The organism is Streptomyces niveiscabiei (assembly GCF_001419795.1).
Lineage (GTDB): Bacteria > Actinomycetota > Actinomycetes > Streptomycetales > Streptomycetaceae > Streptomyces > Streptomyces niveiscabiei.
Genome location: NZ_LIRL01000378.1, coordinates 26,715 through 39,053, shown reverse-complemented (window position 1 = coordinate 39,053; position 12,339 = coordinate 26,715). Strand labels below are relative to the sequence as shown.

Annotated in this window: 15 protein-coding genes and 1 riboswitch; of the genes, 1 reads left to right on the top strand and 14 read right to left on the bottom strand. The window is 71.4% G+C overall.

Translation table 11 applies throughout. The features are described 5' to 3' along the window. Positions 1-57: 57 nt before the first annotated feature. The 5 genes from AOK24_RS19085 to bla form a co-directional block, all read right to left on the bottom strand. Positions 58-804 carry a CbtA family protein gene (locus tag AOK24_RS19085; RefSeq protein WP_055721276.1) on the bottom strand — a complete coding sequence of 249 codons (747 nt, stop codon included), beginning with the start codon at positions 802-804 and terminating at the stop codon, positions 58-60. Positions 805-825: 21 nt separating this feature from the next. Then, positions 826-1,041, bottom strand: a complete 216-nt coding sequence (locus AOK24_RS19080) for a CbtB domain-containing protein (RefSeq protein WP_055721275.1) — start codon at positions 1,039-1,041, stop codon at positions 826-828. Between the two features lie 36 nt (positions 1,042-1,077). Beyond that, positions 1,078-1,226: riboswitch (cobalamin riboswitch) on the bottom strand. Positions 1,227-1,287: 61 nt separating this feature from the next. Further along, positions 1,288-2,295, bottom strand: a complete 1,008-nt coding sequence (locus AOK24_RS19075; RefSeq protein ID WP_079056883.1) for a LacI family DNA-binding transcriptional regulator — start codon at positions 2,293-2,295, stop codon at positions 1,288-1,290. Between the two features lie 3 nt (positions 2,296-2,298). Next, positions 2,299-3,816 carry an alpha-N-arabinofuranosidase gene (locus tag AOK24_RS19070; protein ID WP_055721274.1) on the bottom strand — a complete coding sequence of 506 codons (1,518 nt, stop codon included), beginning with the start codon at positions 3,814-3,816 and terminating at the stop codon, positions 2,299-2,301. A 200-nt stretch (positions 3,817-4,016) separates the two neighbouring features. Next, complete coding sequence (gene bla, locus AOK24_RS19065) at positions 4,017-4,892, bottom strand: class A beta-lactamase (protein WP_055721273.1); 876 nt, start codon at positions 4,890-4,892, stop codon at positions 4,017-4,019. 104 nt (positions 4,893-4,996) lie between these two features. Between bla and AOK24_RS19060 the strand changes: the two genes are divergently transcribed. Continuing rightward, positions 4,997-5,638: a maltokinase N-terminal cap-like domain-containing protein gene (locus AOK24_RS19060; protein WP_055721272.1), complete on the top strand. Its 642-nt coding sequence runs from the start codon at positions 4,997-4,999 to the stop codon at positions 5,636-5,638. Positions 5,639-5,673: 35 nt separating this feature from the next. Here AOK24_RS19060 and AOK24_RS19055 read toward each other — a convergent pair whose 3' ends face one another. The 9 genes from AOK24_RS19055 to AOK24_RS19020 all read right to left on the bottom strand — a co-directional run bounded on the left by AOK24_RS19055 (position 5,674) and on the right by AOK24_RS19020 (position 12,245). Next, positions 5,674-6,297, bottom strand: a complete 624-nt coding sequence (locus AOK24_RS19055) for a TetR/AcrR family transcriptional regulator (protein ID WP_055721271.1) — start codon at positions 6,295-6,297, stop codon at positions 5,674-5,676. Then, entirely contained in the window at positions 6,294-7,460 is a 1,167-nt protein-coding gene (gene pqqE, locus AOK24_RS19050; protein ID WP_240553999.1) for a pyrroloquinoline quinone biosynthesis protein PqqE, read from the bottom strand. The genes AOK24_RS19055 and pqqE overlap by 4 nt, the downstream gene beginning before the upstream one ends. Beyond that, positions 7,448-7,681, bottom strand: coding sequence for a hypothetical protein (locus tag AOK24_RS19045; RefSeq protein WP_055721270.1), 234 nt, complete (start codon positions 7,679-7,681; stop codon positions 7,448-7,450). The genes pqqE and AOK24_RS19045 overlap by 13 nt, the downstream gene beginning before the upstream one ends. Next, positions 7,678-8,355: a pyrroloquinoline-quinone synthase PqqC gene (pqqC, locus tag AOK24_RS19040; protein WP_055721269.1), complete on the bottom strand. Its 678-nt coding sequence runs from the start codon at positions 8,353-8,355 to the stop codon at positions 7,678-7,680. The genes AOK24_RS19045 and pqqC overlap by 4 nt, the downstream gene beginning before the upstream one ends. Before the next feature lie 77 nt (positions 8,356-8,432). Next, the gene (gene pqqB / locus AOK24_RS19035; RefSeq protein ID WP_055721268.1) at positions 8,433-9,245 is read right to left on the bottom strand and encodes a pyrroloquinoline quinone biosynthesis protein PqqB; all 813 of its coding nucleotides are present in this window, start codon (positions 9,243-9,245) and stop codon (positions 8,433-8,435) included. A gap of 9 nt (positions 9,246-9,254) precedes the next feature. Beyond that, on the bottom strand, positions 9,255-9,395 hold the full coding sequence (locus AOK24_RS47600) for a pyrroloquinoline quinone precursor peptide PqqA (RefSeq protein WP_107103992.1): 141 nt from the start codon (positions 9,393-9,395) through the stop codon (positions 9,255-9,257). A 6-nt stretch (positions 9,396-9,401) separates the two neighbouring features. Then, the gene (locus AOK24_RS19030; RefSeq protein ID WP_055721267.1) at positions 9,402-10,787 is read right to left on the bottom strand and encodes a glucose/sorbosone family PQQ-dependent dehydrogenase; all 1,386 of its coding nucleotides are present in this window, start codon (positions 10,785-10,787) and stop codon (positions 9,402-9,404) included. A 55-nt stretch (positions 10,788-10,842) separates the two neighbouring features. Beyond that, on the bottom strand, positions 10,843-11,058 hold the full coding sequence (locus tag AOK24_RS19025; RefSeq protein ID WP_420876674.1) for a ferredoxin: 216 nt from the start codon (positions 11,056-11,058) through the stop codon (positions 10,843-10,845). After that, a complete protein-coding gene (locus AOK24_RS19020; protein WP_055721266.1) occupies positions 11,052-12,245 on the bottom strand; it encodes a cytochrome P450 in 1,194 nt (397 codons plus the stop codon). The genes AOK24_RS19025 and AOK24_RS19020 overlap by 7 nt, the downstream gene beginning before the upstream one ends. Between the last annotated feature and the right edge of the window lie 94 nt (positions 12,246-12,339).

Sequence of the window (12,339 nt, the reverse complement as noted above, 5' to 3'; positions counted from 1 at the left end):
GCACCAGCACCAGCACCAGCAAACACGTAAGGGCCCCGCAATCGAGACCCTCAGGTGTCAGACGCTGACAGCCTCCCGCCGGGTCACAGGATCAGGCCTCAGCAGCCGATGCGCCAACTCCCCGAAGGCCAGCCCGAATCCGGTCCACAGCGTCGCCTGGATGGCGAGCGCGGAGAGCCGGAACCGCCACAGGACGGTCGCGGGGAAATCGGCGGGCACCTCGTTCACGGACGGCAGGAACACGTACGCCACCCCGATCGCGGCGACGAACGCGCCCACCGCGACAACCGTCGCCCACCAGTTGCCCAGGCCAGGCGCGAGCCGCTTGCCGAGGAGGGTCGCGGCGACGGCGAGCAGGACGCTGAGGACCAGCATCAGGAAGTACAGGGTGGTGCGCTTCCCGATGGTGTCGCCGTCCCCGACGGCGGGCGGGTTGGCCGGGTACTTGAGGAACGGGACGACGTAGACGGCGACCAGCGCGCAGCCGGCCAGGAGCAGCGCGGTGGCCCGGGGGCTGAAGCGTCCGACGCGGCCGAGGGCGAAGCAGTACGCGAGGGCCGCGATCCCGCCGAAGGCGACCCCGTAAACGAGGACGCCGGTCGCGAGTCCGGCGGTGGACTGGAGGGAGCGGGAGACGAGTTCGACCTCGTGGCCGTGCTCGTGGGAGTGGGCCTCCTCGAAGCCGATCGCCCTGTCGACGGAGGGTTCACCGAGGACGTAGGCGACGATCAGGGCGAGCACGCCGGCCGCGAGACCGGCGAGCATGCCCCGCACGAGCAGGTTCCGTACGGTTGCGGAGTTCATGGAGTGTCGGCGTCCCTCGGGTCAGTGGCAGGGGAAGCCGAGCAGGTGGCGGGCGTCGTGCACCCACTCGTGGACCTCTTCGCCGGAGAGGAGTGCGGTGGCGCCCTGCTCGGCGCCGACGAAGTACAGCAGGATCAGCATGAGGACGCCGAAGAAGACGGCCCAGGGGGCGATGGCCTTCAAGGGCAGTTTGAGCGGGGTGGTGGCGGTGGTCGGCTGGGCGACGTGCTGCGCCATGGCAGGGCCTCCTTCGGGAGTTCGCGTCCCGTCTCGGTGGTGCTCCGTACGACGGCTACGGGTCTGACTCACCCCTGCCTCGAAGAGACCGCGGGGCACACAGTGGCGCGACCGTGCCGGGATCTCACCGGCTTCCGTCCTGCCGTCGTTGTCGGGGCGACGATACCGCGTGACGTGTACCCGACCAACCCCGCGTCACCAGGCACTTTCCTCCCGACGCCGCCACGAGGCTCATCAGGTCGCTCCTTACGGGCCGCCGGTCGACTCGCGGATCACGAGCCTGAAGCCGCTGACGAACTCCTCGTACCGGGCCGGGGGTTCGTGCTGTTCGATGCGGGTGACGAGGAGAGTGACGGCGTGTTCGGCCATGCCGTCGTGGTCGGGGTCGACGCTGGACAGGGACGGGACGAGGTACGCGCTCTCGGCGATGTCGTCGAACCCGATGACCTTGACCTGTCCGGGAACGCGGACGCCGCTGTCGGCGAGGCCGCGCAGGACGCCCGTCGCGAGGGTGTCGGTCACGCAGAACACGCCGTCGAAGTCCAGGCCCCCGGCGACCAGGTCCCGCGCGCACCGGGCACCCTCGGCGAGCCCGAACCGGCCGACCCTGCGGACCAGTTCAGGGTCGTACGGCACCCCCGCGTCGGTGAGGGCCTGCCGGTAGCCGGCGTGGCGCAGGCTGGAGGTGTCGATCTCGTCGACGTCTCCGCAGACCAGCGCTATCCGCCGGCACCCCCGCTCGACGAGGTGGGCGACGGCCGCCCGGGACGCCTCCAGGTTGGGCATGCCGACGTGGTCCACGGGTCCGCCGACGATGCGGTCGCCGAGCACGACCACGGGGTGCTCGACGGTGAGGCGTTCGGCGTCGGTCTGCGCCAGGCCGACGGCGCTGAGCAGGAGGCCGTCGTAGAGGCGGTTGCGGGAGAGGGAGAGGGCGTCGAGTTCGCTCTCCCGCGTGGCGCCGGTCTGTTCGATGCCGACGCGCAGGCCGTGGCGTCCGGCGGCGGTGATGACGCCGGCGGCGAGGCGGCTGTAGTACGGGCTGTCGACCTCGGGCACGGCGAGGCCGATCGTGCCGGTGCGGCCCTTGCGGAGGTTGCGGGCGGCGACGTTGACCCGGTAGTCGAGCCGGGCCATCGCCGCGAGGACCTTGTCGCGGGTCTCCCGCCGTACGTGGGGGTGGCCGTTGATGACGTTGGAGACGGTCATCGCGGACACCCCGGCCGCCTTCGCCACGTCCTGGATGGTCGCCACGGGTCAGGTCAGCGGGGCCTGGAGGGTGAGGAAGGAGTGCGGGGGCAGGGTGAGGGTCAGGCCGCCGTCCGTCGCCTTGACCCCGTCGAAGGGGCGCGGCGCGACCGTGTCCCGCTGCTCGGGCGTGTTGTGGTCCTGGACGCGGCCGGCCGTCAGGAGCCGGGCGACCGGGTCGCCGAGGGTGCCTCCCCGCAGATCGAGGGTGACCTCCGCCGGTTCTTCGGCGTCGAGGTTGGAGAGGGAGACGAGGACCTTGCCGTTCTTGACGCTGGCGGAGACGGAGACGGTCGTGAGTTCCGCCCCGGCGACGGTGCGTCGGGCCTCGTCGGCCTTGAGGTGGACTGCGAGTGAGGTGGCGTCCTGGTGGTCCTTGTTCATCTCGAACACGTGGTACGTCGGAGTGAGGACCAGCCGGTCGCCGTCGGTGAGGATCATCGCCTGGAGGACGTTGACCGTCTGGGCGATGTTCGCCATGTGCAGGCGGGCCGCGTGCTTGTGGAAGATGTCAAAGTGCGTGCTGGCAACGAGCGCGTCGCGCATGGTGTTCTGCTGGAAGAGGAAGCCCGGGTTGGTGCCCGGCTCGACGTCCCACCAGGTGCCCCATTCGTCGAGGACCAGGCCGACCGTGCGGCCACGGTCGTAGATGTCCATCACGGTGGAGTGTCCGGTGAGGATGTCGTCGATGCGGCGGGCCGCGAGCATCGTGCGGTAGTAGTCGTCGGTGTCGAATGCGGTCGCGCTGCCTTTCGCCTCCCACGGTCCGGCCAGTGTGTAGTAGTGAACGGACACGCCCTGGAAGAAGTTCCTGGGTGTCGCGTCGCATCCGAAACAGCTGATCTGCTGCATCAGCGTCTCGGTCCACTTGTAGTCGGCGTCCGAGGCGCCGGAGGCGATCCGGTACAGCTTGTTGTCGCCGTGGTCGCGGCAGTACGTGGCGTACTGGCGGGCCAGGTCGGCGGAGTACTCGGCGCGCATGTTGCCGCCGCAGCCCCAGGTCTCGTTGCCGATCCCCCAGTACTTCACCTTCCACGGCTCATCACGGCCGTTGTCCTTGCGCAGCCGCACCATCGGGCTGTCGCCGTCGCGGGTCAGGTACTCGACCCACTCGCTCATCTCCCGCACGGTCCCGGAGCCGACGTTCCCGCTGATGTACGGCTCGGCGCCGAGGAGTTCGCACAGGGCCATGAACTCGTGGGTGCCGAAGTGGTTGTTCTCCTCGACGTTCCCCCAGTGCGTGTTGACCATCCGGGGCCGCTCCTCGCGCGGCCCGATCCCGTCCCGCCAGTGGTACTCGTCCGCGAAACACCCGCCGGGCCAGCGCAGGTTGGGGATGTTCAGCGCGCGCAGCGCCTCGACGACGTCGAGCCTGATCCCGCCCTCGTTGGGTGTCTCGGAGTCCTCCCCGACCCAGAACCCGCCGTAGATGCAGCGCCCGAGATGCTCGGCGAAGTGACCGTAGAGGTGCCGGCTGATCGTCGGCCCTTCGATGTCCAGGTTGACGACCGCGGTGGCCTTGGGCACAGCTACTCCCGGGAGACATACGGTGACTTGTACGACGCTGAGGTGATCGTTTGTAGCGATAAACACCTCACACGCCCTCGCCGGGGCCGTCAAGGTCACCCGGCCCCACGGGAGTCACGGAAACTTTCGCTCCCCCGACGGGCACCCGCGCCCGCGCGCATGAACGGGGTGGCCGGGCGCCCGGCCACCCCTCACCCGCCTCAGGTCAGCGTCGCCGCCACCCGCGCCGCCGCCTTGGCCACCAGCTCGTTCTTCGAGGGCCCCTCGGCCGCGTACGTCGTCGTCAGCACCGCGATCACCAGCGGCGCCCGGCCGGGCGGCCACACCACGCCGACGTCGTTGGCGACGCCGTAGGAGCCCGCGCCGCCCGTCTTGTCGGCGAGGATCCAGTCCGCGGGGAGTCCGGCGCGGAAGCGGGTGACGTTGGTGGAGTTGGCGACCATCCAGGAGGTGAGGCGGGTGCGGTCGGCGGGCCGCAGGACGTCGCCGAGGAGGAACTTAGCGTAGGTGCGGGCGATCGCGTGGGGTGTCGTCGTGTCCGTCGTACGCCAGGGTTCGGCGGAGTTGAGGTCGGGCTCCCAGCGGTCGAGGCGGGTCACGGGGTCGCCGAGGGAGCGGGCGAAGCGGGTGATGGCGGTGGGGCCGCCGAGTTCGCGCAGGAGGAAGTTGGCGGCGGCGTTGTCGCTGTGGGAGACGGCGGCGGCGCAGAGTTCCCCGACGGTCATGCCGGTGTCGAGGTGCTTCTCGGTGACGGGCGCGTATCCGGAGTCCGTCAGCTCCTGCTGCGTGTAGTGGATGCGCTTGGTCGGGTCCAGGCCCTCGCGCAGGACGGCCGCCGCGGCCGGCGCCTTGAACACCGAGCACATCGGGAACCGTTCGTCCGCGCGGTGCGTCAGCGTCCTCCCGGTCGCGGTGTCGTGGGCGAAGACGCCCAGCCGGGCGGCGTACTCCTCCTCCAGGCCGGCGAAGACGTCCCTGCCGGCGGCGTGGGCCGGGGGCGCCACGGCCGCTGTCAGGGCCGCTCCGGCGCCCAGGGCGAGGAGGGTGCGGCGTCGCGGGGTGTTCGTTCGTGCCATGGTCGTCCGTCCTCACGGTCGTTGATCTTGGCTCAGTCGTTCAGGACGCGACCCCGGATGAAACAGTTTCGATCATCGCGGACCCTGATGGAGAATCCCTGAACATGTCGATCATTCATCGCACCTGGCTCAAGCCGACCAAGCTCGAATTCCTCACCACGTGGCTCCCCACGCGCGCGTGGTACCAGGGCGGTACGGCCGTCCCGCAGCTTGCCAAGGCCGGGGGCTTCCGGCTCGACGACCCCGAGGGCGAGGTCGGCATCGAGTTCTTCGTCGCCACCGACGCCGAGGGCCCGCACGCCTACCTGGTCCCCCTCACCTACCGTTCCGCCCCCCTCTCCGGCGCGGACCACGCGCTCATCACCACCCTGGAGCACGGCGTCCTCGGAGAGCGCTGGGCGTACGACGGCGTCCACGACCCGGTGCTGACCGGCGCCCTGGCCGCGTTCCTCCAGGGGCGGCTCCCGGCGCAGGCCCAGAGCACGAGCGACGCCCTGGACGAGGAGGTCACCCACGCGTACGCGGGCGGGGCACCGCTGCTGTCCGGCGAGGTGACGGTGACCGAGACGGCCGACGGTACGACGCTCACGACGCCGGGCGGTCCCGCCGTCCGCTTCAACCGCCTCCTGACCGCCGTGCCCGACGCCCCTCCGGCGGACGCGCTCGGCCATGTGACCGGCGCGTGGAGCGACCTGGAGGGCAACCGGGTGCGCGGCGTGTTCGCGGTGGTCGAGGCGCGGGCCTGACCCGCACCGCCGCCCGAAGCCCCGCCGGCCGGCCCTCACCCCCCGGCCGGCATCCCCTCCGCCATCGCGTACACGGTCCGCGCGTGCAGCTCGAACATCCCGACGAGGTCGATGTCCCCGCCGATCTCGCGCTGGACGAAGAGCCCGTCGGCCCCGGCGACGGCGTAGGTGACGAGGATGTCGACGGCCTTCTCGTCCAGCCCCGGGAACAGGGCCCGGACGACCTCGGCGACGCGCTGCCGCGCCGCCTCCCGGACGTCCAGGTAGACGCCCCGCCCCCGGGGTTCGACCGGCCGCCGCTCCAGCGCGAGCATCAGCCCGAGCCGCAGGAAGTCGGGCGCGTCGAGCAGGGAGCGGGCGACGTTCGCGGCCATGGTCATGACCCGTTCCAGCGGGGTCCCCGCGTCCTCGCCGGGCAGTTCGACGGCCGTCAGCCAGGTCTCGAAGCTGCGCTCGATGACGGCGGCGATCAGGTCGTCCTTGTCCTTGAAGTGCCAGTAGATCGAGCTGGGGGGCAGTCCGCACTTGGCGCTGACGGCCGCGATCGACGTGCCCTCGTACCCCCGCTCCCCCGCGATCTCGACCGCCGCGTCGAGGATGCGCCGCCGCGACTCCACGCCGTTGGCCCGCTGCTTGCGCTCGGGTCTCCCCCGGGTCATTCCGTGATTCTCCGTCTCTCAGAGGCGTACACCTCGCTTTTCGGGGTACGCGTCGACGATTCCCGCACTCTAGTCCGCCCGTGTGCCAGCTGACGATTTCCGGCCACGTACCCCCGATAGGCGAACTCCCCGCCGCGCACGGCCGACAGTTCGGCGATCAGCCCGTGGTCCGGCGACAGCGAGCACGCCGGGTCGGTGCGGCCCGCGTCCCCGGTTAGCGCGAACGCCTGGCACCGGCACCCTCCGAAGTCGGCCTCTTTGCGGGGGCAGGACCGGCAGGGGTCGGGCATCCAGTCGCCGCCCCGGTAGGCGTTGAACGCGGGTGACTCGTGCCAGATCCAGCTCAGCGAGTGCTCGCGGACGTCGGGCGCGTCGAGCGGCAGGTCGTAGGCGGCGGGGCAGGGCAGGACCCGCCCGTCGGGAGCCACGGTCAGGGAGATCGCGCCCCAGCCGCCCATGCAGGGTTTCGCCACCCCGTCGAAGTAGTCCGGCACGACCCAGATCAGCTCCGTCCCGGTCCGCCCCCGCCACTCCTCGACGACCCGCTGCGCGCGGGCCAGTTGCTCCCGGCTCGGCATGAGCGCGGCCCGGTTGCGCAGCCCCCAGCCGTAGAACTGGGTGTTGGCGAGTTCGATGCGTACGGCGCCCCAGTCGACGCCGAGCCGGATGATCTCGTCGAGCCGGTCGAGGTTGTGCCGGTGCAGGACGACGTTGAGGCCGAGCGGCAGTCCGGCGTCCCGGACGAGCGCGGCGGCCCTGGCCTTCGCGGCGAACGACCGGCGCCCGGCGATGCGTTCGGCACTCGCGGCGTCCGCGCCCTGCACGGAGAGCTGGACGCTGGGCAGTCCGGCCGCGATCAGCTCGTCTAGCCGCGCGGAGGTCAGCCCGATGCCGCTGGTGACGAGTTGGGCGTAGATCCCGGCGTCCGCCGCGCCCGCGACCAGGTCGGCGAGGTCGCGGCGCAGCAGGGGTTCGCCGCCGGAGAGGTGGGCGTGTGCGACGCCGAGGCGGGCGGCCTCGGCGAACACGCGCAGCCAGTCGTCCGTGCCCAACTCGTCGGCGGGGCGGACGAGTTCGGTGGGGTTGGAGCAGTAGGGGCAGCGCAGGGGGCAGCCGTGGGTCAGCTCGGCCAGCATGGCCCACGGCGGGTTCAGCGCAGCCATCCGCGCTCCTTCACGTCGTCCAGGAACTCTGCGATGCCGTCGCCGTCCCCGAGGGCGGCGCGGATCTCGGGGACGGTCCGGGTGCCGTCGCACAGGCCGACCACTGCGGCGGCCTCGGTACTGAGGACGACGATCCGTTCAGGAACGATCAGCAGTGTCCGTTTCCTTACCGGACAGTCCCGTACGCGCGCGTACGGGCTGAGGGCCGGTCGCCAGGTCATGCGGACGCCCGGTCGACGGCGTCCAGCAGGGTCCACAGCACCTCGCACTTGTAGGAGAGCGCGGCGACGGCGGTCTGCTGGTCGGCGCGGGTGCGGGCCCAGTCCAGGACGAGGGCGAGCGCTTCGCCGCTGTCCCGGCGGCCCTGGGAGACGCGGGAGGTGAAGTAGGCGAGTCCCTCGGGCCTGATCCACGGGTAGTGCCGCTCGAAGGCGGCGATCCGGGTCGTCATCAGGTCCGGCGCGAAGAGTTCGGTGAGGGACGCGGCGACGGCTTCGAGGGGGCCGGCGTTGCGGCAGAGGTTGACGTACCCGTCGACGGCGAGCCGTACGCCCGGCAGCACCCGGTCCCCGGCGAGGAGGTCGGCCCGGTCGAGTCCGGCGGCCTCGCCGAGGCGCAGCCAGCGTTCGATGCCGCCCTCGTCGTCGCCGGTGCCGTCGTGGTCGGTGATGCGGCGCACCCACATGCGGCGCAGGGCGGGGTCGTCGAGCTTGGCGAGGATCAGGGCGTCCTTGACGGGGATGTGCCGCTGGTAGTGGAAGCGGTTGAGGATCCAGGTGCGCAGTTCGGCGGGGGTCAACGCGCCTTGGTGCATGCGGAGGTTGAAGGGGTGGCGGTGGTGGTAGTGGTGTTCGGGGACGGCCCTGAGCTCGCGCTCGAAAGCCGCGCGGTCCACTGGGCTCGCCCGGTCCGCCCGGCCCGACTTCCAAGAACCCGCCGTGTCGACTGAACCGATCGAGCCGGTCGAACCGATCACCATGTGAGGGACATCCCTTCCGAAGCCACCTCGACGCCCCGCAGCTCCGCGTGCTGGGGCGCGTCGGGGTCCACGAGAGGATTGGTGTTGTTGAGGTGCGTGTAGAAACACCGTGCGGACAGCGCGGCGAGCCGCTCCCGCGTCGCGGCGATCGGCAGGTGCCCCATCTCGGTGGCCGTCTTCTCCGAGAACCCGCACCGCCGGGGCTCGTCCTCGTCCCAGAACGTCCCGTCGGCGAACACGACGTCCGCCCCTTCCCCGAACCCGGCGGGCCACACCCCCATGGCCGGCGCGTACACCAGCCCCCCGATGCTCAGCGCGCTCACCCACCCGCCATCACCTGCCGGGAACTCCCGCGCGTACCTCGGCCGTTTACCGGACACCGGCACCAGCGAAGCCCCGTCCACGTCCCGCCACCGCAACCGCACATACGGCGCGAGGGTCTCCTCCAGCCGCAGCCCCTCGCCCACCGCCTTGCGCACCGCGTCCGTCGCCATGATCTCCAGCTCGTCCGCCTCCCGGAGCCGCGCCAGCCCGAGCGTGTGATCGAGTTCGGCGTCGGTGAGGATCACCCCCGCGAGAGGAGTGCGCCGCCCGTCGGGGCGCAACCACCCGCAGCGCTCGATCTGTTCGCCGATGTCAGGAGTCGCGTTGACCAGATAGATCCGGCCGGGCTCGACCTCAAGGGCGATCGACGCGTGCAGCCGCCGCCAGGACGGCACCGCGCGCGCCCCCGAGCACCCGGGACACGCGCAGTTCCACTGCGGGACGCCGCCTCCGGCCGCCGTACCCAGGACATGCAGGCGCACGGCGCGCCCCTACCGGTCGCTGAGGAAGTACGCCGACATCTCCATCGACGCCTCGACGATCTGGTAGGTGGGCCGGTGCCAGGCGGTCTGGTCGGTCGTCTCGTCGGGGCGCTCCGAATGCCTGTCGTCCCGTTCGTCGTGCTGGATCATCGGGTCTCACTTTCCGTAGGGGACGGCGAGGATCGCGCCGGGGTTGGCGAGCTTGCCGGTGGGGGTGCCGCCGGGGCCGTGGACGAGTCCGCCGCTGTCGGTGGCGATGTAGAGGGTCTTGCCGTCGGGGCTCAGGGCGACGTCGCGGTAGCGGTTGACGCTCCGGTGGAGCTGCGTGAAGGACGTGCCGTCCTGGGTGAGCCGGTAGACGGTGCCGTTCTTGAGGGAGGTGACGAGGAACGCGTCCCCCGCGGCCTTGAGGCCGCCGGGTGCCATGGTCGGCCAGCACATGTAGGACGTGTTCGCGTCGGTGCACACCGGGGTGACGCCGAAGTCGTGTCCGGTGGCGACGGTCGTGCCGTAGGTGCTGAGCGGCGCCTTCATGTCCTTGGTGAAGTCGCGTTCCCGGCTGGTCGGCACCTGTGCGGGGGCCTTGCCGGGGTCGGGGGTGAAGGTGAGGTTGCGGCAGCCGCCCTCGGCCTTGGCCCAGTTCGAGTAGACGTACGCCTTGTCGTCCTGGTATCCGGCGACGTTCGGCCAGCCGTAGTTGCCGCCCTTGTCGACGCGGTTGAACTCGTCGTCGGTGAGGGGGCCGTTCTCGGCGGTGTACAGCTCCTCGCCCCGGAAGTCCATGCCGTTGGGGTTGCGCATGCCGTAGGCGTAGACGTGGCTGCGGACGCCGTTCAGCTCGGGGTTGTCGTGCGGGATCGAGCCGTCGGGGTTCATGCGCAGGATCTTGCCGGGGTACGCCGACCAGTCCTTCTTCTTCACCTGGGCGGCGGTGGGCAGGTTCTGGGCCTGGTTGGGGTCGCAGTAGTGGGCGAGGTAGTTCGCGCCCTGGTCGCCGATCGAGTAGTAGAGCTTGCCGTCGGGGCCGTAGCGCAGGCGTCCGCCCTGGTGGTCGTCGCCGGCGGGGAGGCCGCTGAGGACGGTGTACTCGCCGGAGAGCTTCCCGTTCTTCGCGGTGTAGCGGACGATCCTCGCGGCTTCTTTCGCGCCGTCCATGGAGCTGTAGGACAGGTAGACGTAGTCGCTGCCCTTCTTCTTGCCGAAGTCGGGGTGCAGGGCGAGGCCGAGGACGCCGTCCTTGCCGCCCTGGGCGCGGACGGCCCTGCGGGTCAGGTCGAGGGCGGTGGTCTTGGTGCCGGTCCCGGGGTCGACGCGGGTGACTTTGAGGCCGGACTTCTCGGTGAGCCACAGGTGACCGTCGGGGCCCTGGATCATCTCGTACGGGTCGCCGAGGCCGGTCGTGACGACCCGGAAGCCGGCTCTGTCGGCCAGGTTCGCGGCGGCGGCGCCGCGCTGTCCGGGCCCGGGGGCGGATGCGGTGCCGCAGGAGCAGACGAGCGCAGCGACGGCGGCCAGAGCCAGTGCCGACGGTGGCTTTCTCATCGTTGACCTTTCCGGAGGGCCCCCTCGCGGCCTCACCCTAAGGTCGACTCACCCCTCACGCATCCCGGTGCGCATCCTCACGCAACGTGATCGCGGAGGCGGGGCACATCGCCGCGGCCTCCCGCGCCCGGGTCTCGTCCGACACAGCGGGCGTCTCCGTGAGCAGCACCACGACCCCGTCGTCCTCGTCCTGGTCGAACACCCCGGGCGCGACGAGGACGCAGTTCCCCGCGCCGCAGCACAGCGAACGGTCGACGGCGATCCTCACCACGTCACCGGCACTTCGCTCAGCCCGCCCACCAACAGGCCCTCCACGCGCCGCAGTTCACCGACCGGCACGGCGAGCCGCAGCGTGGGCAGCCGCCGCAGCAGCACCTCAAGGGCGACCTGGAGTTCGGTCCTGGCGAGGCTCTGCCCCAGGCAGGAGTGCGGGCCCGCGCCGAACGCGAGGTGCGGGTTGGGGGTGCGGGAGAGCAGCATGCGGTCGGGGTCCTCGAAGGCCGCCGCGTCCCGGTTGGCGGCGGGCAGGGCGCAGACGACGGTGGCGCCGCGCGGCAGCACCGCGCCGCCGACCTCGACGTCCTCGGTGAGGTAACGCCGCAGTCCGAAGCCGAGGTTGACGTCCAGGCGCAGCGCCTCGTCGACGGTCGTGCGCACCAGCTCCGGTTCGGCCAGCAGTTGTTCCCAGCGTGCCCGGTCGGCCAGCAGCATCGCGACGGTCTTGCCGATGGCGTTGGCGGTCGTCTCGTGCCCGGCGACGAGCAGTCCCATGCCGGTGCGCAGCAGCCAGGCGTCGGTGACGTCGGGCTGGTCGGCGATGAACATGCTGATCATGTCGTCGCCGGGGTGCTCGCGGACGTGCGCGATGTGCCGGGACATGTACGCGTCGAACTCCGTGTACGCCGCCGCGCTCTCCTGTTTCGTCCAGCGGCTGACGTTGAGGAAGGCGTCGGACCAGTGCGAGAAGCGGTCGCTGTCCTCGGCGGGGACCCCGAGGATCGTACAGATCACGTACACGGGCAGCGGGAACCCGAACGCGCCCTTCAGGTCGGCGGGTCGGCCCCGCTCGGCCATCGCGTCCACGAGCGCCTCGGCGCGTTCGGTGATCGCGGGGCGCAGGGCGGTCATGCGTTTGGCGGTGAAGTACTTGCCGACCTGCCGGCGCCACCGCTGGTGGCCCTCGCCCCGGTCGGGTACGGCGTCCTGGAGCTCGCCGTCGACGACGGGGCCGCCCGCGCCCTCGGGGGCGAGCCGGGCGGCGCCGTCCTCGGCGGTGGGGCGGGCGAAGCGGGGGTCGGAGAGCAGGGCGCGTACGTCGTCGTAGCGGGTCAGGAGCGTCGCCTCGTCGCCGCTGGGGAGGCGGACAGACGCGACCGGGCACGCGCGGCGCAGTTCCGCCCAGGCGGGCGGCGGCTCCAGCGGGCCGTCGGCGGGCAAGGGGAGTCGGAGCTCGGCCATCGCGCACCTCCGTGGGACCGGTTCCGACGCTACGCAGCTGTGCATGATGCAGCAAGGAGCGGTTCGGCCGTCGTACGAAGACGTACGGCGGGGT

What these genes read in the sequence shown, in the direction of transcription:
- bla (WP_055721273.1), bottom strand. Translation starts at nt 4,892, where the DNA reads ATGGCACGAACGAACACCCCGCGACGCCGCACCCTCCTCGCCCTGGGC.
- AOK24_RS19080 (WP_055721275.1), bottom strand. Translation starts at nt 1,041, where the DNA reads ATGGCGCAGCACGTCGCCCAGCCGACCACCGCCACCACCCCGCTCAAA.
- AOK24_RS47600 (WP_107103992.1), bottom strand. Translation starts at nt 9,395, where the DNA reads ATGATCCAGCACGACGAACGGGACGACAGGCATTCGGAGCGCCCCGAC.
- AOK24_RS19045 (WP_055721270.1), bottom strand. Translation starts at nt 7,681, where the DNA reads ATGACCTGGCGACCGGCCCTCAGCCCGTACGCGCGCGTACGGGACTGT.
- AOK24_RS19060 (WP_055721272.1), top strand. Translation starts at nt 4,997, where the DNA reads ATGTCGATCATTCATCGCACCTGGCTCAAGCCGACCAAGCTCGAATTC.
- AOK24_RS19055 (WP_055721271.1), bottom strand. Translation starts at nt 6,297, where the DNA reads ATGACCCGGGGGAGACCCGAGCGCAAGCAGCGGGCCAACGGCGTGGAG.
- pqqE (WP_240553999.1), bottom strand. Translation starts at nt 7,460, where the DNA reads ATGGCTGCGCTGAACCCGCCGTGGGCCATGCTGGCCGAGCTGACCCAC.
- AOK24_RS19085 (WP_055721276.1), bottom strand. Translation starts at nt 804, where the DNA reads ATGAACTCCGCAACCGTACGGAACCTGCTCGTGCGGGGCATGCTCGCC.
- AOK24_RS19030 (WP_055721267.1), bottom strand. Translation starts at nt 10,787, where the DNA reads ATGAGAAAGCCACCGTCGGCACTGGCTCTGGCCGCCGTCGCTGCGCTC.
- AOK24_RS19020 (WP_055721266.1), bottom strand. Translation starts at nt 12,245, where the DNA reads ATGGCCGAGCTCCGACTCCCCTTGCCCGCCGACGGCCCGCTGGAGCCG.